Genomic DNA, 24,115 nt, shown 5'->3' with positions numbered 1-24,115 from the left:
GATATAAGGCCAGTGGGAAACCATCGAGGCAAAGTGACGGATCTAGCCCAGCTACGATCCGCATCCGACATTGTCGGACATCGGACAGCACCGCGATTCGCTGCATAGGAAGCCTGGAGTCGCGATTTCCCTTGGGGGAATCAGCGCATGAAAGGAGAGCTGGGTCGTGTCTGCCGAAATGAGAAATTGCTCCCCCTTATTGCCTCACCGAGGAATGTTACCCAGCGCGATAGACGGACATGCCCTACCTCCCCCCGTTGCAGCTGAGGGAGATAGGGGCCAGCTCTTCATTCAACCCTCATGGAGGATGATCAGCCCAGCCATTTCCATGCGCCGGCCTTCACAAGCCGTGCACCATTCAGGTTCTTTTCCTTGAAGCGCGACGATCCTTGTCAGACGTCGCAACACTTGCTGCCGAGAGCACGAGCTCTTCCTCGAGCATGCCTTGATCTGCGCCTCGAACGGCTCGCACATGCTGGGTTTCAACGACTTCGCAGAGGTTGATATTCTGCAGTGACTTCGTCTCGCTGCTGCACGGCATTGACGCTGGGAGCCATGCTCGCGTGGCGCAATTGTGCTGAAGCCGGTGCCCACGGCAACGTTTCTTAACCCGCCCCAGATCCTGGCGTTTGGCTATTTCCGACATTCGTGTCCGGCTTCGGACAAAGGCCGGGTTTGCCGAACGGAGTCGCACCCAATTTCCAGTGCTGCTTGAGCAATAATATCGACCGGCATTACTGCACAACACGAAAGTTGCTGCAAAAACCGAAGTGAACCCAAGGCATCGGGTCAATTGGCATGGCGCTTGCGACTCGGTCGATAGAACGCAGTCAAAATCACGGTTGCAGACCATGCCTACCTCTCAAAGCTCGATAAAGCACGCGAGCGAAATTCCCCGTCTCCGCGGAAGCTCGTCGCCTTTAAACGTGCCTGCTCGGGGGCGGTCTTGCACAAGACCGGTCCGAGGCAACCACGCCAAGGCGCGAGGCTGCCGGAACTGTCGACCGAAGTCGATGCCGCTTCAGTTTAACCGAAAAATGCACCGTACCACTTTGGCCTGGGAGCAAATCAATGACCGACAGAAAGAACGTTCCTCTCGTGACCTTTCGCACGCGTGTTCGCGATGAGTCGATCGGGGGGCCAAATCCTTATCGGTGGGAGAACAAGACCTCCGACGATTATTTCGGGGGCAAGCGCGTCATCCTGTTCTCGCTGCCTGGCGCCTTCACCCCGACCTGCTCGACCTTCCAACTGCCCGATTTCGAAAAACTCTATGATCAATTTCTGGAACTGCGAATTGACGCGATCTACTGCGTCTCGGTCAACGATGCTTTCGTCATGAATGCGTGGGGAAAGTCCTTGGGGCTGCAGAAGATCGAGCTGATCCCAGACGGGTCGGGCGAGTTCACGCGCAAAATGGGCATGCTGGTCGCGAAGGACAATCTGGGCTTTGGCATGCGCTCCTGGCGATACGCCGCTCTGATCGACGATGGCGTGGTGGAGCAGTGGTTCGAGGAGGAAGGCTTCTGTGACAACTGCGAGACGGACCCCTATGGCGTTTCATCCCCGCAAAACGTTCTCGACAAACTGAAGGCGGCGGCATGACCCAGAAGTGGCAAGTCTCACACAACCCAAGCACACACTAGAGCATCCTCGGCAGATTACGGTTCAACATGCATCTCTCAGCAAGCCTGCTTCAACGCCAGAAGCAACGTATGGTCTTATCGCCTCAAGCCATTGAAGCTATTCGCTTGCTGCGATTGACGCATACTGAACTCCATCAGCTCGTGCAGCAGGCACTCGAGAGGAACCCCGTTTTGAAGCCTGACCCGTTTGACGACGATTCGCCGCTGTCAGGGGTGGATCAGCGGAGCAGTCAAAGCAGAAGCGAAATCGGCGAATCGCCCATTGGCGGGCCGTCTGGCGGGCGCGGGCAATGGAAGTCGCAACGCAGTAGCGGCAACGATCGACCTGCCGTCGAGGAGTTTACCGCCCACACCGAAACATTGCACGACCATGTCGCCCGCCAGGTCGCCCTCACCCCGTTCACCCCCCAGGAGCGGCTGATTGCCGGACAGCTCGCCGCCCATCTGGAGGACACTGGCTATCTTCAGGTAAACCTTTTCGATCTGGCCAGGAGGTTAAACGTTCGGCAAGCTGATGTGGAACGGGTCATCGGAATCTTGCAGCAATTTGATCCGCCGGGGATTTTTGCGCGAACTCTCAGCGAATGCCTGGAGATTCAGCTGCGCCAGCAAGACCGGTTCGACCCGGCTATGGCAGCTTTGGTCGCCAATCTCGAGATGCTTGCACGGGGGGATTTTCAGGGATTGAAGCAGCGTTGCGGAGTCGACGAGGAGGATCTCCTCGACATGAGGAACGAAATCCGCGCGCTCGATCCCAAGCCTGGAGACCGGTTCCAGTCCGGGACGCCGGAAACCATCGTACCGGACGTCTGGGTAATGCCCAAGTCCGAAGGTGGATGGCGGGTGGAGCTTGATCCGGCCACGCTGCCCAAAGTGTTGATCAACCACACCTATGTCGCCGAAATCTCGCAGCTGACCAATCAAAATCCGGAAGGCAAAGCGTTTCTCGACCATTGCCAGGAAAAAGGGAACTGGCTGATCAGCTGCCTCGAGCAGCGCGCTAAGACGATCCTTAAGGTTGCGACCGAAATCGTGCGCCAGCAGGATGCCTTTTTTACACACGGCGTCGCCCATCTGCGGCCTCTCTGTCTCAAAAATGTCGCTGACGGGATCAAAATGCACCAGTCGACGGTAAGCCGGGTGGCTTCGAACAGGTACATGTTAACTCCGCGCGGGGTGTTCGAGCTGAAGTATTTTTTCACAGCGACAATCGCATCCTGCGAGGGCGGCGACGCGCACTCCGCCAAATCTGTCCGCCATCGGATCAAGGCAATCATCGCCGAAGAATCGCTCGACAAGGTACTTTCCGACGAAGACATCGTTGCTCAGCTCAAGCAGACCGGCATCAATGTCGCTCGCCGTACCGTCACCAAATATCGCGAGGCGATGAACATCCCTTCCTCCATACTACGGCGCCGCGATAAGCGTTTGTCCGCAGCTGCGATCAAGCGAAGTGACTAACCGGCATTCCTGGTCGGCGAGAGGCGACTCTCAACTTCCTCCGGGCCGAAGCAGCTTTCGAAGTCCTGGCATTCCCGACAACTGGGTGCAGTGCATGACGAAAAGCCTTCGGCCTCACACAGCTTGCGGTAAAAGTACTTTTTCCATTTCATGTTTTCTGTGTTGCCTGCCGCCAGCGCGGGAAAATGTCTGGCAAGCAGGCGGCTGAGCTCAGCGCGATTTGAGAGGCCAAGATCCCGCCAAAGATGGTCCGTGCGCATCGCACGCCGGGCGATGATCTTGGCCAAGCGGCCGCTCGCCGGGTCGGCCGGCGCAGCATGCGCTAGCAGCAGCCGGCGTAGCAGCTCCTCTTCCAGTTCCGGCTCGGGCTCGCTCAACTCCTCCAAAGCGAATACGCTGCTGGAGGTAGACGGGAAAGTTGCGGCCAAGACATCACGCAATTCGACAGACGAAAGGCCTGTCCCCTCCGTCGCCAACACCTCGCCCGCCTGGACCTCCTCAAGCGAACGTGAATGTACGCAGGGCAGCACATGCTGATCGAAGCTCCTCCCTAGCTCGGACCCACGCCATTGCGCGCTGGATAGGCAGCCATCATCGTAACGGCCGGCTTCAGCTTCCGGCATGACAAAGCGCCTTGTTGACCGCAGGGATGATCTTGTCGCCCCAGAGCTCGATCTGGCGCAGCATCGTCTTTTGGTCGAAGTCGCCCAATTGAGTCTGAACTGCGATCTGGTCCGGTTTCAAGATATCGATCTCTTCCAGCAGGCGATCAATCACGCGATTTACGCTGCCAATCGGCAAATTTTTGCGCATGGTCTCGAAGGACAGATCCTGCTGGGTCGGTGTCTCCTGCAGCAGGTAGCCATCGTGGCTCTGTTGGCGGCGCTGATGCAGGGCTTCAGAAAGCCGGCGCTGGAAGCGGGCATTGTCGAGATAGCTGTTGATCTCCAACTCGTCGTGGCTGGCATAGCAGCAGCGCAGCAGCGATATCTTGACGTCGGTGACGTTCTTTTCCTCGGATGCCGCCGCCCTCTCGACTGATTCACGCAGTGTGGTCAAAGTCTCTAAGCCGTCGTGGAAGGCTGTGACAAAAAAATTGTGCCCCTCGCGGTAGGCCCGAGCCATCCGTGCGGCTCCGCCAGCGATCCAGATAGGCGGCGTCGGCTGCTGGACTGTGCGGACCGAAATCGCTGTTGGGGGGATCTTCTCATACTGGCCGTCGTGTTCGAAGACGTTTTGGTTGAGGCCCTTGAGAATGATGTCCAGGTATTCCGAAAAGACGGCCGGCGCCTCATCGATGTCCACGCCGAACCGTTCGAACTCGAACTGCTGGTATCCCAAGCCTACGCCGAGCTCGAGACGGCCGTTCGCAACGATGTCGGCGAAGCCGATCTCGGACAGCAGGCGCTGCGGTTGGTAAAGCGGCAGCACGCAGACGGCAGTGCCCAGGCGAATCGTGCTTGTCAAGCCGGCGCAGTGCGCCACCATCATCAGCGGGGATGGTATGAGGCTGTAATTGTTGAAGTGGTGCTCAGCAAACCACGCGGTGTTGAACCCAGCCTGCTCCGAAGCGACGGCCTGTTCGATGGAGTTGCGGATGACGCTTTCTGAGGATTGGTGATAGCCACGCTGGGCGGCCAGAATGAAAGTGGCAAATTCCATGATTTCTCCTCGTTATAGACACGTCAGCCGACCGGGAATGTGCTCGGCATGCACATGCTTGGATCTCAAGCACCTCAGGTGCGTCGTGGAGCCGAGGCTTCATAATGCTCGGCCGGTCGCCCTGCGAAGGCCTGGCAATTAACCTGCGGCCTCCGCAAAACATTCGTCATAGAGTTCGCTGGCGTTTCCCGCATCACCGAACGAGGTCCAGCCGCCGTCCACGTAGAGGATCGAGCCGTTGATGTATGAGGCGTCAGACGAAGCAAGGAAGAACGATGCATCTGCGACGTCTTCTGGCCGTCCCATCCTGCCCATGGGGATGCGTCGTCCGATTGCTGTCAGGTCGATGCGGCCGGCTTTGGCCAACTGAGCAAGTGCGGGCGTGCGGATGTGGCCAGGAGCGACGGTGGCTGTCCGAATTCCGACCGGCCCGAGTTCGGCCGCCATGCAACGGGTCAGCATATCCATCCCCGCCTTGGAGGCGCCGTAGGCATGGCGCGGCGCGAACGGCAGAAAGCTGTCGATCGACCCGAGATTGAGGATCACGCCGCCCGGGCGCATAGCCTTGATCGCTTCGCGCGCGCAGGTGAAGGCGCCGGTAAGGTTGACATCCAGGACGTGTTCGAGCTGTTTCGACAGTTGCTCGATCGCAGGCACAATCCTGTCGGCGGTATCAGCACTATTGACCAGAACATCGATATACCCGAAGCGTCCCCTCAGTTCTTCGAACATCGACACCACATCGCTCTCGACGGCCACGTCCAGCGATTTCGCCAGATGCTTGCCGGGGAGCGATGTAGCCAGCTCTGCCGCTGCAGTGCCATCTTTATCAGCAATCACGACGGTGTCGCCGTTCGCGGCAAAGCGGCGAGCGACGGCCGCGCCAATGCTTTTTGCGCCACCGGTGACGAGCACGATTCGCGCATCTGTGCATTCGGCCGGACAGGAGAGCTCGGCTTGGAGCGCACCATCCACCGGCGGGTGAGCATCCCCCGGCTGGTTGAATGACATCCAGCCTCCGTCGACTGCCAGCACCGAGCCGGTGATGTAGCGCGCCTGCGTGCTGCTCAGAAAACGCACGACCCTGGCGATCTCGTCGGGGCGAGCCAAGCGCCCCATCGGCACGCGGCGGCGTATCGCCGCGAGGTCCATTTTGCCAGCGCGTGCCAGTTCTGTGACCATTGGGGTGCGGACGGAGCCCGGCGCCACCGCCGTGACGCGGATTCCTCGCATAGCCCACTCGCATGCAAGGGACTTTGTCAACGAGATCACGCCAGCTTTCGAGGCTGCGTAGGCGTTGCGCCTGGGATTGCCGACCACGCCCGCCATCGAAGCCACATTGACGATCGCACCGCCCGGCTTCATGCGCCGCGCCGCTTCCCGGGCCATAACGAATGGCCCAATAAGGTTCACTGTCACGCCGCGTCGGAAGGTATCGACAGCGGTGTCGATGATCCTATCCATCGTGGGTCCAACCGCCGCATTGTTGATGAGGACATCGATTTGCGCGAACCGTGCTTCGACCTGGCCGAAAAGTGAGAGCATGTCCTTCTCTCGCGACACATCGCACTCCAGACCGACGTGCGGCGACCCGAGATCCCGAGCCAGTTCAACCACACCACTGCCCGGAAGGTCCACCGCAACTACAGTGTCTCCGTCCGCGGCAAGGATATCGACCAGGGCACGGCCGATCCCGCCCGCAGCGCCTGTGATGATTACGGTGCGTGCTGCCAGTTTCACGAGAGCTTCTCCACGATGACCGCTTGTGATCTCAGCCCATCAACCTTGGGCGGAATGAAGGGCCGAGCCAAATCGTTGCAGTGACCGCCAGTTGCGGCCCCACACAGATGTCGTTCCCGTAGGGCGCTCATCCTCCATTTCTACCCACTTATGCAGCTCCCAGTTGGGGACCCTCGACGCCATCTTGGTCGGTGGGGATGTGACCCTTGAGCAACTGGTAGATGGGATCGTCTGGATGTTGTGCTCCAATCGGCTGTCGCCGGCCGAACCTATCTGCCTCAAGAATCGCTGGCGGGATTTGCTCCTCAACCCAATCGTAGACGACTGTCCGTTCCGCAATTCGCCACTCGTCCTGCCTCTTCTGAAACAGATCGCAGTAACGGCCGCAAAGCAGCGTCTGACGTATTTCTTGGTCTGTATCCGGTCCGCGTTGCAGCGCGGTGAAATAGCTCTCGACCGCGGCCTCTGCTGAACTGATGAAGTCGATCAGGCTGTTCGTGATTTGATGGATGTTACGGTGCCCCGGCAGACCGAGAGCAAATTGGATGAAGTCCTCTGCCGGTCCGCAATAGGGACCGTGCCTGTCATACGCTTCGGGCCAGTATGCGCTACGCAGCGCCGCCTCATCGGCGCGGTCTATCCCGCGGCAGTACCGATACAGGCAGTTGCGGATCGCCTCTCGGTCACGCAGTTCGGTAATTTTCGCGTGGTCGACAGGGTCTGTCGCGAATTGTATGATTGTTTTATCCTTCCCGATGCCAGTCTGCACTTTGCGTGTGTCTCTCTCTACAACTGAGTTAGCGGGGGGCTCGTCAACTTCCAGAGCTTGTTCGGGGCAGGCTCGTACCCCTTTTGAGGCAAGCAGTTGCTCCCCATCGGCAACATCAATATCACCGGGCAAGATGTAGCCGGCGTCATCAAGCTTGAAGACTCTCGGCGCCCGCGCCCAGCAGCGCGCATGACCCTGGCATCTGGCTTTATGTACGACGACACGCATAGCGAACTCCAATGTCGTTGGCTGAAACTTCAGGACCAGTCCAGGATCAGATTCTCGATCCCGAACACATGGCCGCCGAAGGTGATAGGTTCAGTCCCTGTCTTGATCCGAAAGGCTGGGATGCGCGCCAGCCACTCCTCCAGGCCAATGACAATCTCCCGCCGGGCAAGGTGTGAGCCAAGACAACGATGGGGACCATAGCCAAAGGCAGCGTGCCGGTTGTCCTCGCGCGCCAGATCGATCTCATTCGGGCATTCGAATTCCGCCGGGTCACGATTGGCAATCATCGTGGCACAGGAAACATAGTCTCCCTTGCGGATCGGCGCGCCTTTGAAGTCGACATCCTTCGTTGCCACTCGGATCATCTGAATGGTCGAATAGGCGCGCAGCAATTCTTCCGCAGCGACGGCAATCCGGTCCGGTTCGCTTCGTAGCAATTCCTGATCTTTGGGGTTGCGCGCGAGATGGGCCAAGTCGAAGCATATGGCTGCTGAGACCGTGTCGAGTCCCGCGACGAACACAAGCACGCCGATGCCACGGACTTCTTCGTCACTGAGCAGACGACCCTCGACCTTTGCCTTCACGATGAAGGTCATGAAATCATCGACCGGCTCCTTGCGGCGCTCGGTGGCAAGTTCGTCGATGAAGGCCACGATCGTCCGGGCTGCGGGTGGTCGTTGCTCCTTATCGCCGTGGAGCAGATCTCTAGCCCAGCCGACAAATGTTTCTAGTCCGTTGTCCGAAAGCCCAATAAAGCGAAGGAAGATATTGACCGCGAACGGAACTGCAAAATCCTTCATGATGTCGCAGCTCGTGCCTGATGCGGCGATCCTGTCGATCAGCTTGATCGCTCGTTCCCGGACAGCCGGCTCCAATGCCATTACCCGCTTTGGCGAAAGCAGCGGATTGAGCAGTGAGCGAAAAACACCGTGGAATGGCGGATCGAGCTCAAGCGGGATCATCGGCCAGCTCTCGCCGAGCACAGAGGCGAAGATGCTGCGATGGCTGGAAAACGTTTCGGTGTCCTGCAGCACCCGGCGCTGGTCGCTCGCGCGAGTGATGACCCAGGTACCCCGACCGTCGCGCGTGTTGCTGGTTGAATAAAAGATCGGAGGCCCGGCATGAACGCAAGCAACCGCTGCATGCGGATCCCCGTTAGCGGTCGGCAACATGCCGGGCGACGTAAACAGGCTGAAGTCCCTCACCATTTCGGGCGGGACATGATCTGGAACCGGCCGCGATTTAACCGCGCCAGAATCGAGAGACCGTTCATGAGATGCTGTCGGCATTTGCATGCAATCGTTGGTGCAAGCTCCGTGCCGAATTCGTCTTTCGATAATCCTTGCCGTTTGCTGGGCAACAGGTGGCGCCTGCGCTGACTTGCTGGTCGGGATTGCAACATTCTTGTCCAGCGTCGGACACAGAATGTAGAAAGCTAGACACCGACTTGGAGCAACTCAACTGGTGGGATCGCTAGCTGTGGAGCCTCAACAGGTTGTCCTCGGTTAGAGCGAGGCGACTGATAGGTGTTTTGGACTTTAGGCTCCCGTGGGGACGGTGCCAATTGTATCTGTGCAGCCAGACCGGCAACTCTGCGGCGCGGTGATCTGAAGTCGGATAAGCGATGGCATAAGCCCATTCGCGCAGTGCTGTCTGGATGAAGCGCTCGGCCTTGCCATTGGTCTTGGGTGTATAGGGTCTTGTCCTGACGTGCTTGAGGCCGAGATCGCGGCAGGCCTTGGCGAAGGCCTTTGATCTGTAGCAGGAGCCGTTGTCGGTCATGACGCGGGCTATCGTGACGCCGAGGCTGGCGTAGTAGGCCACCGCCGCCTTGAGGAAGGCGATGGCGCTTTCTTTTTTCTCGTCGGGCAGGATCTGCGAGAAGGCGATGCGGGAGGCGTCGTCGATGCAGACATGGACGAACTCCCAACTGCTGCCGCGCGAGCTGGCATTGCCGGTGCGCTTGCCGGTAATGCGATGACCGATGCGCTCGAAACGACCGAGCTTCTTGATATCGATATGGATCATCTCGCCAGGATGCTCGCGCTCGTAGCGTCGGATCGGCTCGGCCGGTTCGATATCCCGCAACCGCGACAGTCCGGCACGCTTGAGAACCCGGCTAACGGTGGCGGGCGAGACGCCGACCTCATGGGCGATGTGCTTGCCGGTCCAACGTTGCCGCCGCAGCGCCATGATGCGCTCGGCGATCAACGCAGCGGTGGCCTGCGGCATATGGGCGGGCCGCGAGGAACGGTCGATCATGCCGGCCCGCCCTTCGGACTTGTAGCGCTCGACCCAGCGCGCCACGATCTTGGCCGACACGCCGTAGACACGCGCCGCATGGGCTTTGGAGAAAGCGCCTTCTATCACCGACAGCGCCATCTCCTCTCGACGCAGCGGTGTGAGACGGGCATTCTTATGGATGTTCATTCGGATCCTCCGATGGATGCTGAAGCGTGGTAACTCCAGTCTCCTCGGTCCGGTCCGAATGGACAACCTCCCGAAAGCTCACAGCTAGCCGATCATGTGCCCGGGGAGCATCCAGTTCGAAAGCTTGCTCTAAGCGGCTTGGTGACTTGGCCGAGGTCACCCAGGTGGAAATGACCAACACTTGGGGTAAGCCTAGTGGCGCTCCCCTCGATGATGTCTGGCGGGGTGGTTAGCCGCCTCCGTGGGACAAGATCAGTCTACACGAATGGGCTATAGCCTCTCCTCGCCTGCCTCACTGGCCGTCCTTCAGAGCCGGCCACACGAGCTTTTGTCTTTCAGCAGGGCGTTTTTCTCGCCAGCTACAGAGCCACACCGACGCCATTAATGAGCGTCCAGTCGACGGGTTGGATGGCCCTGTCCATCTTGCCCAGCACCTTGGCTTAGCATTTGCCGGTGCGGCGGAAGCCTTCAAGACGCAGTTCTTGACCTTCTCCAGATCAGCCTCGGATGGATATCGGCAAGGGTTCAGCTCGTCCTTTTGAACTTGCGCATCTTCGTGTTGGCCAACCCCAGGCCGCCCGACATATTTGCGGTCTATCCGGCACCTCAACTTCGAACAACCTTGCGGCAAGCTCTTGGGATAGCCCACGCTCGTGCCTCCACCACCCGCTCAGCAGAGCCAGATTTGTCGTTGATGGCACGGAACTTGCGGAGTCATTCGCAGATGCGTCACGGACCGAGAGTGTCGTCCCATGAATTCGATCACCAAAAAGGCCGCCCGACGTTGCTGGGACCGCCTGCAATTACCTTATCCCAGAATTGGGAGCAACGGCTTCAAAAGGGATAACTCATCACCTCAATTTTGTCGATCGCGCGGCCATCGAACCGCAGCCATCGATCAGACTTCCGCCTCGTTGCACTCATTGCGACCGCCTTGGTGCTTGCGACAACCGCTCAATTCTGGCTGCCAGGATAACCACATATGGCGACGGAACTTCCTGCTTCAAAGCAATATAGAGATCGTCGATCATCCCCCCATCAAGGCCTCGATCGAGGACACCGCGTTCGGCTTGCTTGGTTCGCAGTGAACAGACCGCACTTCGACGAATGCGATCGATGCGACCGCGCCGAGAACTCTCCCGCATTGTCGACGGTTGGGTCCGTCGGCCCTCCGATGAGGCCTCGGATGCGTCGGGCGCCGAGGCCTCGACTGATGCCGACTGGCCGCCGCCGGAAGGTCTCGCGGCTTTGATCCCCGGCGATGTAGCCACCCCTGCTGCAACAGCTCCTAGCCGGAGAACTCATTCATGACCGAATCGGCGACAGATTTAGTGGACGCGGCTTTGTTCGACCGAGATCGGCTTGACCCAGAAAGTCCCTATCAACGTTCTGGCCCTGCATGGGGTGCCATCATTTCGCTTTCCTTCGGCACCTTCGGGCTTGTGACGGCAGAGTTTCTGCCCGCCAGCGTTCTGACACCGCTCGCGCATGATCTCCGTATCACCACGGGCACGGCTGGACAGGCGCTAACAGCGACCGCAATCGTCGCGGCGATCTCGGCACCGATAATCGCCATCGTGACAAAGCGTCTGGACCGCAGGGTCGTCATCTGGGCGATGACGCTCCTGCTGATCCTGTCGAACGTTCTGGCAGAGGTTGCGGGGTCGCTGCCGGTTTTGCTGGCGGCACGCGTCGTCCTTGGCATATCGCTTGGTGGTTTTTGGTCTATTTCGGCAGCGTTGGCGATGCGGCTGGTTCCAAGTCACCTCATGCCGCGCGCCATGTCGATCATCCTCACCGGCGTTTCTGTCGCCTCCGTCTGCGCGGCTCCAATCGGCGCTTATGTCGGTGACATTTGGGGATGGCGAGCCTCGTTCAAGGTCGCCGCAATCGTGAGTGCCGTTGCGCTGCTCGTGCAACTCGTAACCATTCCGCCACTGCCTCCGATCGAAGTGCGCAGATTCCGCAGTCCGCTGGATGTCGCGAAGAATCCGGCGATGAAGGTTGCGGTGCTAGTCGTGCTATTGGTCGCTTCCGGCCATTTTGCCAGCTTCGCCTACATCCGCGCCTTTCTCGAGAGCGTTCCTGCGCTCGAAAAGAAGTCAATCCCGCTCGTGTTCCTTGCTTTTGGCACGGCCGGCGTCTTCGGCAATTTAGCCGGCGCATTCCTCACCAAACACAGTCTCAAGGCGGTCGCGGCCCTGCCGCCCCTGCTCATTGCCGTAGCCGCTGTCTCGCTCCTGACTATGGGAGCATCGGCCTTGACCTCGGCAATTGCAGTTGCCGTATGGGGCTTTGCTTTTGGCGCGGTCCCGGTCGGATTGCAGACATGGATGGTGCTACGCGCCGCTCCGAAACAGGCCGAGAGCGCTGGTGTACTGATGGTCATAACCTTCCAAGTGGCCATCGCAGCCGGCACAACTTTCGGTGGCCTATTGGTGGATCACACGGGTATTGCCAGTGTCTTTGTCTACAGCGCGGTTGCCACGTTCCTCGCTGTCTTGACAGTATTTTTGCTCGGCCCGAACCGCAAAACCTGACCGCCTGGTGGGGAGTGACGGTCGGCGGCGTTCACGCTATTGCCACCTCTGAGCTCGGCCCAAAGGCCGCGGCTTCGTCGTAACCATGCGGTCGATGGGGCAGCGCCAAATTGCTTCCTGCTCATCGCGTTGCGATAATACAGCGCGCTTATTGCGTCATCGTGTCCCCGGTCTCGGCTTCAATGCCCGGCTACTGGCTGCGGAGGCAGATGGGCGCCGGCGTCCCACCGACGACGATCGGTCTTTTCTCATGTAGCTGTCGGGGAAACGAGGCAGGTTTTCCGCCAGAACCCGCCAGTCGTCGCGCTCGCGTTCGCCTTCCTTGCGCGCACCGAACAACTGGATGATGATCTTGCCGTCGGACCCATATGCTTCGAGCGAGGTGACGTGACTGTCATTGGTCGGCTTGCGCACGGCCCAAACCTCACGGATTTGGTGGGTCCTGAGATGCAGCCGGAACGTTTCGTCCAGCACATGGATGCACGGCCCGATCTGCTTGACCGACTTGATTAAGCCGGAATGGGTCTGGATAGAACCTCGGTTGCCGACGAAGCACATGATCGGCAATTCGTCTTCGGCCGCACGCTGGAGCACGGCGCCAACTGCGGCATTGTCGAGCAGCCAAGCGTAATCCTGGCCGACCATGCGCAAAGCCTGGCAGCGGCTGAGCTTGAGCGTCTTTAGAAGGTTGACGTCAGTCAGCCGGCTCCAGTGCTCGCGTAGGTCGTCCACCGTGCCGGCCCAGTCCGCAGTCCTCGCGCCCAGGTCGGCTACTCTCGCCTTAAGCGACATGGTCGGCTCCTGGTTGGCGGATACGAGCTCGGCCACCAGCTTTCGATAGGCATGAAGGTTGGAGACCGGCCTGAGATGCACCTTATGCACTGCTGCGCCGGTGGCGTCGAAGAATTGCAAACTGCGCTGGATTCCGCCGCGATGGCGCCTTTCAACAGCGAAACCATACCTCCAAGCTTGCGGGAAGACGCGAAGGTCGAATTCGTCACCAAGGACCATGGCGTGATTGTTGCCGGTTATCACTCTGTTGAAGACGCCAATCTTTTCGTGCACGGCACCTTGATTGCGGGTCAGCGCCGTCACTTCGCCCACGAATTCGAGGCCCGTCAGAACGTGATTGACGCGCGGGTCGATGCGTGCCGCGCCGAAACCGCAATGGGCCGCGACCAGTTCCGCTTCCGAAATGGCCAATTGGGCTGCGAAATCACGCGCGGGAATGTTCGGACAGACTTCCCACGCACGCCGGATTTCGTTGGGCGACCGCTTCTTGCGCTGATCCATGTTTTTACCCCTGCCCCGTTCTTCTTTTGACGATCGATCGAAAAACGGGCCTCAGGGGTGTGCACGGCGGACGCGATCGATCGTCAGGCACATGCCAGTCGAATCCTGTCTCCGGGCGGTCAGCGGCCAATCGCCGGTAGAGAGCGATTGTTGGGTGGTCGGCGCCAATCGGCCGATCGAGCATTCGGGTACCACCGGCGGTGCTGCTTTCCCACTCAAGGCGGGTCTGATGGATCATATTGCTCTCCTTCGTTCTTCGATTGCGAGGGCAACCCAAAGGTGAATCGGCCGGCAATTTTGCCGCCGCAACGAAGGCTTCACAAAAATCGTGCCAGTTGCTCCGCGGCAAGCTCTGAACATCTTTGGCTCTGTTCATTGCTTTACGCGTGAGTGCATCGCGAACTCAGGCGCCCTTCCTGTGACGCGGACGCGACAAATCCGACAGTAAGTGTCGGTTGTCGGACGTCTCCCCAGCAATCGAGCATAAGAGACGTCGGGATGTCCTACGGTTTTTGACACGTCTTCCCTTTGGCACGGTCCATGCGAGATGATCCGCGAAAACGTCGGACCGAGGAGAAATCGAGCCATGATTACGCTCACCGACAACGCTGTTGCCGCCATCAAGGCCGCTCTTTACCGCGCCAGCGAGCCGGCGGAAGGATTTCGCATCATGGTCCATGCCGGCGGCTGCGCCGGCTTCCAATACTCAATGGGCCTGGAGAGCGTCTCACGTGAGGGCGATGCGATCATCGAGCGAGATGGGCTCAAGGTGTTCATGGATAGAGGCTCCCAACCCCATGCAGCCGGCATGACCGTGGACTTCGTCACTGGGCTCGAAACATCCGGCTTTGTTTTCGATAACCCCAATGCGCGTGAGACGTGCGGCTGCGGCAAGTCCTGCAAATGATTGCGAGGGAACAGGCTATGTTCGACTATAGCGACGCCAAGGAATACTGCGTCGAACCGGCACCGCCGGCGCTCTGGAACCGGCCGACACGCACTGTCGGCCCGGAACAATTGCGTTCGGTGATGCGCCAAATCGCGATCATCGATCGTTGCCGTGGGCAAGCAAACAAAATTGCCCGAAACAGCTGAATTCCCGGCAGATGCCGCCACCAAAGGGCAATGTCGACAGCGACCGGTCAGCCAAGCCATCGCTCGCCCGGCCGCCCACCTTACCAGATACGATATGCGCCAGAGGTTCAATGGCCCGCCTACCCTTGAATCATTTCAGCAGTTGAAGGATCACTCCCATGAACCCTGTCTATCTCGACAACAACGCAACGACGCGGGTTGATCCTGCAGTCGTTGGAGCGATGTTGCCTTTCTTTACGGAGCAATTTGGCAATCATTCGTCCATGCACGCCTATGGCGCATCGGTTGCTGAAGCCGTGAGAAAGGCGAGGCAACAGTTGCAAGCCCTCATCGGCGCGGGATTCGAGGACGAGATCATCTTCACCTCGGGCGGGACTGAAAGCGACAGTACAGCCATCCTTTCGGCGCTGGAGGTGATGCCCGACCGAACGGAAATAGTGACTTCCGCGGTTGAACATCCGGCCGTTCTGAAGTTGTGCGCGCACCTTGAAAAGACGCGCGGCGTCAAGGTGCACATTATCCCAGTCGATCACCACGGCCGGCTCGACCTGGACGCCTACAGAACCGCTCTCACTCCACAAGTGGCAATCGTCTCGATAATGTGGGCGAACAATGAGACCGGTACGATCTTTCCCGTGGTTAAGCTTGCCGATCTAGCCAGGGAAGTCGGCGCGCTTTTCCACACTGATGCAGTGCAGGCGGTCGGAAGGCTTCCGATTGAGCTGAAATCGACCGCGATCGACATGCTGTCGCTCTCCGCCCACAAGCTGCATGGTCCAAAGGGGATAGGCGCGCTTTATGTAAGACGTGGCGTGCGCTTCTCCTCCATGATCAAGGGTGGGCACCAAGAGCGCGACCGGCGTGCAGGCACTGAAAACACACCCGGCATAGTCGGACTGGGCATGGCGGCCGAACTCGCCTTGAAATTCATGGACGAGACAAAACGAATAAAATGGTTGCGCGACCGCCTTGAGAACGGGATCATCCAGCGCATCCCAAACACATCCATCAACGGCGATCCGCAAGAGCGATTGCCAAACACTGCAAACATTGGATTCGAAGGTATCGAAGGCGATGCAATTCCAATTGTCCTGAGCCGGCTGGGAATCGCCTGTTCCGCCGGGTCCGCCTGTGCCTCTGGCTCACTGGAACCGAGCCATGTTCTGATCGCTATGAACGCGGCATGTGGGGCAGTCCGCTTCTCCTTGTCGCGTGACAACGGCGAAGATGACGTAGACCGCGTGCTTGAGGTCCTGCCTGCGATCACCGAGAAGCTACGGGCCGTTCCCAGTGCTGGACTGTGCGGGCGAGGTGCAGAACAGCTTCATTCCGGCCCGGGTCCGAGCGGCACAATAGCCGACGAGCCGTGAGGTCTTCCTCAACGTGACGACCCTGCGCAATGGAGAGCAGTCAAACTCGGGGTCGCCTTCACCACTTCAGAAAAGCTTGAGATCGCCAAGTCTCTTGCCCAGCCGCCGTGCCAGAGGTCGGCACGCCGTCAGCAATGTCACCAATGCATCGACACCACAATTACGCGCCGGGAGAATACAATGAACTGCTCCGCTGATAGCCGCCCGATCGATCGCACCGATATCCTAGCGCGACTGAAGGGCCTGTCGGCCGCGGAGGACTTCTTCGCCTGCCTTGGCGTCTCCTACGACCCGAAAGTGATGAATGTCTCGCGGCTCCATATCATGAAGCGCGTGGGCCAATACCTTGCCGAAGAAGATTTCTCCGGTCTGCCTAACCAGGTAATCGCCGCGCGGGTGCGCGCCAAGCTGGAACGCGCCTACGAAGATTTCGCGACTTCCTCGCCGCTCACGCAACGTGTGTTCAAGGTGCTAAGGGACCACGATCCAAACATATGTCCCGCACCTGGCCGCGCCTTCGTCCCGCTCGACTCTGCACTGAAGCGGTTCGGAAAGTAATGAGCCCGACACGGCTGCGACGCGACAATGTCGAGAAGTCGACAAATCCAGTCCTCATGACGCCTCCTCGGAAGCAAACGAAGCCACCTTCTGGAATAGAGGCAGGAAGACGACTTGGCATGAACGATGCAGGCAATGAGGCGAACCGCCAAGCACGAATCCGGACTGGGAGCTTAGAGAAACCGCCAATGCATATCGTAATCTGCATCAAGCAGGTGCCGGATTCGGCACAGATCCGCGTGCACCCGGTGACGAACACGATCATGCGTCAGGGTGTTCCGACCATCATCAATCCTTACGACCTGTTCGCCCTCGAAGAAGCGCTCAAACTGCGCGACGTTCATGGTGGCGAGGTTACTGTGCTCACAATGGGTCCGCCCATGGCGGAGGACTCGCTGCGAAAGGCGCTCGGTTACGGTGCTGACCGAGCAGTTCTCTTGACGGACCGCTATTTTGCCGGATCCGATACGCTGGCGACTTCCTTTGCTCTTTCGCAAGCAATCGCAAAAATTGGGGAGACTTTCGGCAGGCCGGACATCGTCTTCACCGGCAAGCAGACGATTGACGGCGATACCGCCCAGGTCGGACCGGGCATAGCCAAGCGCCTAGATTTATCGCAACTTACCTATGTCGCGAAGATTGCCTCCATCGATCTCGATACGCGAGAGATCGAAGTCGCGCGTCGCGCCGAAGGCGGCACCCAGTTGCTGAAGAGCAGACTCCCTTGCCTCATTACCATGCTGGAAGACACCAACGAAATCCGCCGGGGCTCGCTCCAGCAGGCTCTGTGCGCGGCGCGCAGGCAAGTCGTGAAGTGGACTGCAGCCGACGCCGGCATTGACGATCTCACCCGGTGCGGTCTGCGTGGCTCGCCTACAGTCGTCAAGCGTGTTTTCGCCCCCACCGCACGGGCAGAAAGGGCGGCGCAGATCGACACCGCGGAAAGGGGCTTGCAGGACATAGCCGATGAACTCATCGCCGATATCTTAACCCGCCGGCCGGCGCTGGAACATGAGCTGGCCTTCAACAGCGGCACGTGACGGCCAGGAGCAGAAAATGTCGACCGCAAGCCAAACCACCCCTCGCATTGCCCCCGGCCGTGCCGGTGTAAAGAAAGAACTTCCCGACCATTTCAAAGACTACCGGCACGTGTGGGTCTTCCTCGAGCTCGAACGCGGCAATGTGCATCCTGTATCATTCGAACTGCTGGGCGAAGGCCGCAAATTGGCCGACAAGCTTGAAGTCCAGCTCGCGGGCGTCGTGCTGGGACCGCCGGGCGAGATGGTCGAGGACGCTGTTGCCGAGGCCTTCGCTTACGGGGCGGATCTTGTCTACATCGTCGATGCGCCGCCGCTCGCCGACTACCGGAACGAGCCGTTCGCCAAGGCGCTCACGGATCTGGTCAATACCCATAAACCCGAAATCCTCCTTCTCGGCGCGACCACACTGGGCAGGGATCTTGCAGGCTCGGTAGCGACGACCCTGCAGACGGGGCTCACGGCCGACTGCACCGAACTTGATGTAGATTCCGACGGTTCACTCGCCGCGACCCGTCCGACTTTTGGTGGCTCATTGTTGTGTACGATCTATACACTAAATTACCGGCCGCAAATGGCGACGGTGCGACCAAGGGTCATGCCTATGCCGCAACGGGTGGATAAGCCGGTCGGGCGTGTCATGCGGCACAAGCTGTCGCTCGTTGAGGACGATATCGTCACCAAAGTCCTCGGCTTCCTACCGGATAACCAGTCGGCAATGGCAAATCTTGCCTATGCGGATGTCGTGGTTGCGGGAGGCCTCGGTCTCGGAGCGGCGGAGAACCTTCAGCTTGTGAAGAATCTTGCCCGAGCGATCGGCGCCGAGCATGGCTGTTCGCGCCCCTTGGTCCAGAAGGGCTGGATGCCGGCTGATCGACAGATTGGACAAACTGGCAAGACCATTCGACCGAAGCTTTACATCGCGGCCGGAATTTCCGGCGCCATCCAGCACCGAGTTGGGGTCGAGGGGGCCGATCTCATCGTCGCGATCAACACCGATCCGAACGCGCCGATTTTCGAGTTCGCCCACCTCGGGATCGTCACGGATGCAATCCGCTTCCTGCCCGCACTGACGGAAGCCTTCACCCGGCGGCTGTCGCCGCACAGTCGAGACAAGCTTGCGAGTTGAGGGAGAGGACATGATTGAACAATTCGATGCCATAGTGGTCGGAGCCGGCATGTCTGGAAACGCAGCTGCTTACACTTTGGCAAGCCAGGGGCTGAAGGTACTGCAGTTGGAGCGCGGGGAATATCCGGGCTCTAAGAACGTCCAGGGTGCCATAATGTACGCGAACATGCTGGAGAAGATCATCCCGGACTTCCGGGATGATGCGCCCCTCGAGCGGCACCTGGTCGAACAGCGACTTTGGGTGTTGGACGACACGTCTCACACCGGAATTCATTACCGGTCGGACGACTTCAATGAGGCGAAACCCAACCGCTACACGATCATTCGCGCCCAGTTCGACAAATGGTTTTCCCGCAAGGTGCGCGAGGCTGGCGCGACGGTCCTGTGTGAGACGACCGCGACGGAACTCGTCCGTGATGGCAATGGCAAGGTGATCGGCGTCCGCACAGACCGGGCTGGCGGAGTGGTCTTCGCGAATGTGGTCGTTCTCGCAGAAGGGGTGTCGGGATTGCTTGGCACTCGCGCAGGCCTGCGCGAGATGCCGAAGCCGGAGACCGTGGCGCTTGCCGTCAAGGAAATGCATTTCTTGCCCGAAGAGGTCATTGGCCAGCGGTTCGGGGTCAAGGGCGATGAAGGCTGCGTAATCGAGGCCGTGGGCACGATCTCTCGCAGCATGGCCGGGCTCGGCTTCCTTTACACCAACAAGGAGTCGATATCACTCGGCATCGGCTGCCTGGTCTCGGATTTCGCCGCGACGATGGAGAGCCCGTCCGCCCTCCTGGATGCGATGAAAAACCATCCTTCGATCCGGCCGCTGATCGCTGGCTCGGAGGTGAAAGAATATGCCGCCCATCTTATCCCCGAAGGTGGTTACAAGGCCATTCCGCAGCTCTTCGGCGACGGTTGGGTCATCGTCGGCGACGCAGCGCAACTGAACAATGCCATTCACCGTGAGGGTTCGAACCTTGCCATGACCTCGGGTCGTGTCGCGGCTGAGGCGATCATCAAAGTCAAAAGCCGCAACGGTCCTATGACCAAAGCGAACCTTGCGCTCTACAAGACGATGCTGGATGACTCCTTTGTGATCAAGGATCTTAAGAAATACAAGGACATGCCAGCCTTGCTCCACACCAATTCCAGCAACTTTTTTGACAGCTATCCGCGGCTGATGTCGCATGCCGCTCAGAACTTCATGCGTGTCGACGGCACGCCGAAGATCGAGAAGGAAAAGAACACCACGGCCGCCTTCATCAACGCGCGCTCGCGCTGGGGGTTGGTCAGCGACGCGGTCCGCCTGGCATTGGCATGGCGCTGAAGAGGGTACAAGATGACGATCGCAGTGACGAAGGTTCGTGTCGAGGACAAACTTTACCAGAACCGCTATCTGGTCGATTCCGGCCGCCCCCATATTATAGTGCGACCGCACGACAAGCCAAGCGCGAACTTGCTTGCGTTGACCTACGTCTGTCCGGCGAAATGCTATGAGTTGAATGACAAGGGTCAAGTCGAGATCACCGCCGACGGCTGCATGGAATGCGGCACCTGCCGGATATTGTGCGAGAAAGGCGGCGACATCGAGTGGAACTATCCGCGCGGCGGCTTTGGTGTCCTGTTCAAGTTCGGATGATCAGCCGGGACCGTGCCAAGAGCATGCCGGCAGCGAGCAACTGCGGCACACCATGAGCCTCTCCATCCACTTGCAAAGAGCTAGTGAATATTGGCCTTTCGCAATTCAAATTTCCTTGACTCGTTAGCGGTGTCCTCAGGCCACGGCGCTGCCCTGTGCGCCGGACTTACCACCGGTCACGTGGTCGAGCCCCTTTGGGACAACGCCCGGCCATCGTGCCGGATGGCAGCCACAACGGCCGGTGAGCAAGTGGAACGGCACAACCCATGGCAAAGACGTATGTGCTAGTGCATGGTGCCTGGCATGGCGGATGGTGTTGGCGGGACGTGGCTGCCAATCTTCGCAAGATGGGATGCCACGTGACCACGCCGACCAGGTGTCGGCGAACGCGCACGTTTGCTGTGCAAGGACATCACGCCCGACACATTCGTGACCGACATCGTCAACCACATTGTGACGGAAGAGCTGAGCGATGTGATCCTTGTCGGTCACAGTCTAGGCGGCATCAGCATCACCGGCGCCGCCGACCGGATACCCGACCATATCAGCCATCTCGTTTATCTCGACAGCGCCATCGTCGAGAGCGGTCAAAGTGTATTCAGCACCATGCCCCCCGACATCGTCGCGGCCCGTCGAAAATTGGTTGCGGAGGAAGGACGGGGTATCTTCATGCCGACTCCGCCGCCAACAGCATTCGGCATTCCCGAGGGACACTCGCTCACGGACTGGGTGCGGCGCCGGATAACACCGCATCCGGCAGGCACCTACGAAAGCGGACTTAAGCTCGAGCACCCGCTCGGCAACGGCAGACCCCGAACCTATGTCGTCTGCACTAATCCACTCCACCCGCCGATGGCGGGAGCGCGAGAATGGGTCGCGAAGCAGGATGGCTGGGCGTGGCAGGAACTCGCCACTGGCCACGACGCAATGATCCTCGCGCCGACGGAAGTTGCTCTCCTTCTTAGCGCAGTCGGCTGAGGAACCAAGTAGGGTGAGCGGCGGCCGATTCTCAGGCCGTGGCCTTGAGCTCTGGTGCACGGATAGGCCCAACGGGTCGTTCCGGTGGCGCCACCGAAACCACTAGGCGGGAGTGGCCTGTCCTGCCGACGTCGCAAGCTTGCGAGCGTTCCGCCGCGGCCGCAGCCCGTAGCGCCGGGCAACCTCCGAGATCACCGCGTCGGCTCCAGGGTCTCGGAATGACTCCGTGCCTTGTCGTCCATCGACCAATGCCGCCGACCAACAGCGCCGTTGATCACCCTCGAAAACGCCGAGGCTGCCGCTCAGGGTCAATCGTAAGTTCAAGTTCAGACACAAGCCGATCTCCGATCCACCTCAGAATCGGCAGGCCCACAGATCGCGGGTCCTCCTGGAAGGACACAGCGCTTACCCTTGAAATATGGAGAACCATGGCTTTGCGCCGTCGGCAGTTGAGCTGATCTCGCAATGCTATTTCCCCGGCAACGTCCGAGCCGGAGAACTGCGTGCTTGGCGTTCTCCTCTGGAAGGAACCAATCTTTCGGAACGTGGCAATGTCATCGACGAGCTCTCACGGGCCAGCACGATGCCGGTTCGGCGCATCGGCGCCCCCTGAACACGAGATAGCCACTTGCGATTCTAACGATACGGCCGGACGGGGGCTGAGACCGCGGCGGACGGAGCGTGACGGCTGATCGACACAATGGAGAAGGCCGGCTGGGTTCAGGCTAATGCGGCTCGAATTCTCGGCCTCAAGCTGCGACAAGTCGGCTAGGCGATACGCCGGCATAGTATCGAGGTGAAGGAAATTCTAAGAGCCTGATGAGCCAATCGTCAGGCCAGTGGTCTTGCGCGCCCTGTGCGCGACAAGGAGTGCTTCGTGCTTCTGAACGGATTTGGACTTGCACTGTCGCAAGCAGGACAAAATTGTGTCGCGCCGGCCTGACACAATGCGATATCGACCCGAATAGTGAACTGAAGCCGCTTTTTTCAGTTGGTATGGCTCTTGCACCTTGAACCGCGACGTTACCAGCAACGGAGCCGTTTGATGTCCTCACCGACAGTTTCGATTGAGGGGCCGACTAGCACGACATCCGAGGGTTTTCTGGCAGCCGCGAAATCCGGTGGCTGCGCATCGTCCTCCTACGGCTCGTCGCCGACCAGCCCGGGCGAAGGGGATCCGGCTATTTGGGAAAGGATCAAGGATCACCCCTGCTTTTCGGAGGAAGCGCATCATTATTTCGCGCGTATGCATGTGGCGGTCGCGCCGGCTTGCAATGTCCAGTGCAACTATTGCAATCGCAAATACGATTGCGCCAACGAGAGCCGGCCTGGTGTTGTGTCTGAGAAGTTGACGCCCGACCAAGCGCTACGCAAGGTCATCGCCGTTGCCAACAAAGTTCCGCAGCTTTCGGTTCTTGGCATCGCTGGGCCGGGGGATGCCTGTTACGATTGGGAGAAAACGAAGGCAACGCTCGACCGCGTCATCAGGGAAATCCCCGACATAAAGCTGTGCGTCTCCACTAATGGGCTCGTGCTGCCGGACCATGTCGCCGAGCTTGCCGAAATGAATGTTGATCACGTGACGGTCACCATCAACATGGTCGACCCGGAAGTCGGCGCGAAGATCTATCCATGGATCTTTTATGAAAATCGCCGCTACTTCGGCATCGAAGCCGCTCGAATCTTGCACGCGCGGCAGATGCTGGGCCTGGAGATGCTGAGCGCGCGCGGCATCCTCACCAAAATCAACTCGGTGATGATTCCTGGAGTGAACGACCAGCACCTGTTTGAGGTGAACAAAATGGTCAGGGAGCGGGGCGCGTTTCTGCACAACGTGATGCCTCTGATTTCGGACCCGGCGCACGGTACCCACTACGGACTCATCGGGCAGCGCGGCCCAACGGCAATGGAGATGATGGCTCTTCAGGATCGACTTGAAGGTGGCGCCAAGTTGATGCGCCACTGCCGGCAGTGCCGGGCAGATGCTGTCGGCCTGCTCGGTGAAGATCGTGGCCAGGAATTCACGCTGGACGGGATTCCCGACGATGTCGCCTACGATGCTGGCAAGCGTCAGGCCTATCGGCAGGTGGTCGCACACGAGCGCCGTGATCATGAGGCGGCGAGGAGCGAGGCCATCGGTATGGTCAAGGCAACAGACTCCGAAAAGTCGCTTCTGGTTGCGGTGGCCACTAAGGGAGGTGGACGGGTCAACGAACACTTCGGCCACGCGAAGGAATTCCAGGTTTATGAAGTCTCGCCTAGAGGGATCAGCTTGGTCGGGCATCGGAAGGTCGAGCGGTATTGCCTCGGAGGCGGGGGCGAAGACGCCATCCTCGAGGGCGTCATCGCAGCGCTCGAAGGCATACACATAGTGCTATGCGCCAAGATCGGAAATCGCCCGAAGGAACAACTCTCGCGAGCTGGACTGCGCGTAACCGACGCCTATGGCCATGACTACATCGAGACCGCAGTCAGCGCACTTTACGCGGCAGAGTTTGGGATCAGACCACTAGCGGCGACGGCCTGAGCCGTCTCGTCCGATAACCAGGAGT

Annotated in this window: 21 protein-coding genes and 1 pseudogene; 14 read left to right on the top strand and 8 right to left on the bottom strand. The window is 59.4% G+C overall.

Translation table 11 applies throughout. The features are described from left to right. Nucleotides 1-1,071: 1,071 nt before the first annotated feature. A complete protein-coding gene (locus EJ074_RS18200) occupies nt 1,072-1,605 on the top strand; it encodes a peroxiredoxin (RefSeq protein WP_029356553.1) in 534 nt (177 codons plus the stop codon). A gap of 68 nt (nt 1,606-1,673) precedes the next feature. Continuing rightward, on the top strand, nt 1,674-3,107 hold the full coding sequence (gene rpoN / locus EJ074_RS18195; protein ID WP_126063822.1) for an RNA polymerase factor sigma-54: 1,434 nt from the start codon (nt 1,674-1,676) through the stop codon (nt 3,105-3,107). On the opposite strand, the gene EJ074_RS18190 is transcribed toward rpoN, so the two are convergent. The 7 genes and pseudogenes from EJ074_RS18190 to EJ074_RS18165 form a co-directional block, all read right to left on the bottom strand. After that, the gene (locus tag EJ074_RS18190; protein WP_029356557.1) at nt 3,104-3,730 is read right to left on the bottom strand and encodes a nitrogen fixation protein NifQ; all 627 of its coding nucleotides are present in this window, start codon (nt 3,728-3,730) and stop codon (nt 3,104-3,106) included. The genes rpoN and EJ074_RS18190 overlap by 4 nt on opposite strands. After that, complete coding sequence (locus tag EJ074_RS18185) at nt 3,717-4,769, bottom strand: LLM class flavin-dependent oxidoreductase (protein ID WP_024505249.1); 1,053 nt, start codon at nt 4,767-4,769, stop codon at nt 3,717-3,719. The genes EJ074_RS18190 and EJ074_RS18185 overlap by 14 nt, the downstream gene beginning before the upstream one ends. Nucleotides 4,770-4,907: 138 nt before the next feature. Continuing rightward, the gene (locus EJ074_RS18180) at nt 4,908-6,509 is read right to left on the bottom strand and encodes an SDR family oxidoreductase (RefSeq protein WP_063169384.1); all 1,602 of its coding nucleotides are present in this window, start codon (nt 6,507-6,509) and stop codon (nt 4,908-4,910) included. Between the two features lie 148 nt (nt 6,510-6,657). Next, nucleotides 6,658-7,245 (bottom strand): nuclear transport factor 2 family protein, encoded by a 588-nt coding sequence (locus tag EJ074_RS18175; RefSeq protein WP_126083656.1) that lies wholly within the window; start codon nt 7,243-7,245, stop codon nt 6,658-6,660. Nucleotides 7,246-7,383: 138 nt separating this feature from the next. Continuing rightward, nucleotides 7,384-7,506: pseudogene (locus tag EJ074_RS30280) on the bottom strand (ferredoxin); the annotation flags it as partial. A gap of 29 nt (nt 7,507-7,535) precedes the next feature. Next, on the bottom strand, nt 7,536-8,714 hold the full coding sequence (locus EJ074_RS18170; RefSeq protein WP_164759124.1) for a cytochrome P450: 1,179 nt from the start codon (nt 8,712-8,714) through the stop codon (nt 7,536-7,538). Nucleotides 8,715-8,979: 265 nt separating this feature from the next. Beyond that, nucleotides 8,980-9,936, bottom strand: coding sequence for an IS481 family transposase (locus EJ074_RS18165; RefSeq protein ID WP_126063820.1), 957 nt, complete (start codon nt 9,934-9,936; stop codon nt 8,980-8,982). A 1,307-nt stretch (nt 9,937-11,243) separates the two neighbouring features. Here EJ074_RS18165 and EJ074_RS18160 point away from each other — a divergent pair. Then, the gene (locus tag EJ074_RS18160) at nt 11,244-12,476 is read left to right on the top strand and encodes an MFS transporter (protein ID WP_126063819.1); all 1,233 of its coding nucleotides are present in this window, start codon (nt 11,244-11,246) and stop codon (nt 12,474-12,476) included. A 156-nt stretch (nt 12,477-12,632) separates the two neighbouring features. Here EJ074_RS18160 and EJ074_RS18155 read toward each other — a convergent pair whose 3' ends face one another. Next, nucleotides 12,633-13,769: a ChuX/HutX family heme-like substrate-binding protein gene (locus EJ074_RS18155; RefSeq protein ID WP_126063818.1), complete on the bottom strand. Its 1,137-nt coding sequence runs from the start codon at nt 13,767-13,769 to the stop codon at nt 12,633-12,635. Between the two features lie 586 nt (nt 13,770-14,355). Between EJ074_RS18155 and EJ074_RS18150 the strand changes: the two genes are divergently transcribed. The 11 genes from EJ074_RS18150 (at nt 14,356) to nifB (ending at nt 24,090) form a co-directional block, all read left to right on the top strand. Then, nucleotides 14,356-14,676 carry an iron-sulfur cluster assembly accessory protein gene (locus tag EJ074_RS18150; RefSeq protein WP_029356570.1) on the top strand — a complete coding sequence of 107 codons (321 nt, stop codon included), beginning with the start codon at nt 14,356-14,358 and terminating at the stop codon, nt 14,674-14,676. Nucleotides 14,677-14,693: 17 nt separating this feature from the next. Beyond that, complete coding sequence (locus EJ074_RS29750) at nt 14,694-14,864, top strand: hypothetical protein (RefSeq protein WP_165349961.1); 171 nt, start codon at nt 14,694-14,696, stop codon at nt 14,862-14,864. Nucleotides 14,865-15,022: 158 nt separating this feature from the next. Then, a complete protein-coding gene (gene nifS / locus EJ074_RS18145; RefSeq protein WP_126063817.1) occupies nt 15,023-16,234 on the top strand; it encodes a cysteine desulfurase NifS in 1,212 nt (403 codons plus the stop codon). A 180-nt stretch (nt 16,235-16,414) separates the two neighbouring features. Then, on the top strand, nt 16,415-16,792 hold the full coding sequence (gene nifW / locus EJ074_RS18140) for a nitrogenase stabilizing/protective protein NifW (RefSeq protein ID WP_024505239.1): 378 nt from the start codon (nt 16,415-16,417) through the stop codon (nt 16,790-16,792). Nucleotides 16,793-16,980: 188 nt separating this feature from the next. After that, nucleotides 16,981-17,832, top strand: a complete 852-nt coding sequence (locus tag EJ074_RS18135; RefSeq protein ID WP_126063816.1) for an electron transfer flavoprotein subunit beta/FixA family protein — start codon at nt 16,981-16,983, stop codon at nt 17,830-17,832. A 16-nt stretch (nt 17,833-17,848) separates the two neighbouring features. After that, entirely contained in the window at nt 17,849-18,958 is a 1,110-nt protein-coding gene (locus tag EJ074_RS18130) for an electron transfer flavoprotein subunit alpha/FixB family protein (protein WP_126063815.1), read from the top strand. Nucleotides 18,959-18,968: 10 nt separating this feature from the next. Next, nucleotides 18,969-20,273: an FAD-binding protein gene (locus EJ074_RS18125; RefSeq protein ID WP_126080604.1), complete on the top strand. Its 1,305-nt coding sequence runs from the start codon at nt 18,969-18,971 to the stop codon at nt 20,271-20,273. Between the two features lie 12 nt (nt 20,274-20,285). After that, nucleotides 20,286-20,585 (top strand): ferredoxin family protein, encoded by a 300-nt coding sequence (locus EJ074_RS18120; protein WP_024505235.1) that lies wholly within the window; start codon nt 20,286-20,288, stop codon nt 20,583-20,585. Between the two features lie 396 nt (nt 20,586-20,981). Continuing rightward, nucleotides 20,982-21,563: an alpha/beta fold hydrolase gene (locus EJ074_RS18115; protein ID WP_287152319.1), complete on the top strand. Its 582-nt coding sequence runs from the start codon at nt 20,982-20,984 to the stop codon at nt 21,561-21,563. Between the two features lie 700 nt (nt 21,564-22,263). After that, nucleotides 22,264-22,335 (top strand): helix-turn-helix domain-containing protein, encoded by a 72-nt coding sequence (locus tag EJ074_RS29910; RefSeq protein ID WP_245467364.1) that lies wholly within the window; start codon nt 22,264-22,266, stop codon nt 22,333-22,335. Nucleotides 22,336-22,608: 273 nt separating this feature from the next. Then, the gene (gene nifB / locus EJ074_RS18105) at nt 22,609-24,090 is read left to right on the top strand and encodes a nitrogenase cofactor biosynthesis protein NifB (protein ID WP_024505233.1); all 1,482 of its coding nucleotides are present in this window, start codon (nt 22,609-22,611) and stop codon (nt 24,088-24,090) included. Nucleotides 24,091-24,115 lie beyond the last annotated feature (25 nt).

It is taken from the genome of Mesorhizobium sp. M3A.F.Ca.ET.080.04.2.1 (assembly GCF_003952525.1).
Classification (GTDB): Bacteria; Pseudomonadota; Alphaproteobacteria; order Rhizobiales; family Rhizobiaceae; genus Mesorhizobium.
The sequence above is the reverse complement of the archived record's forward strand: the minus strand, read 5'-3'. Positions and strand labels throughout refer to the sequence as shown.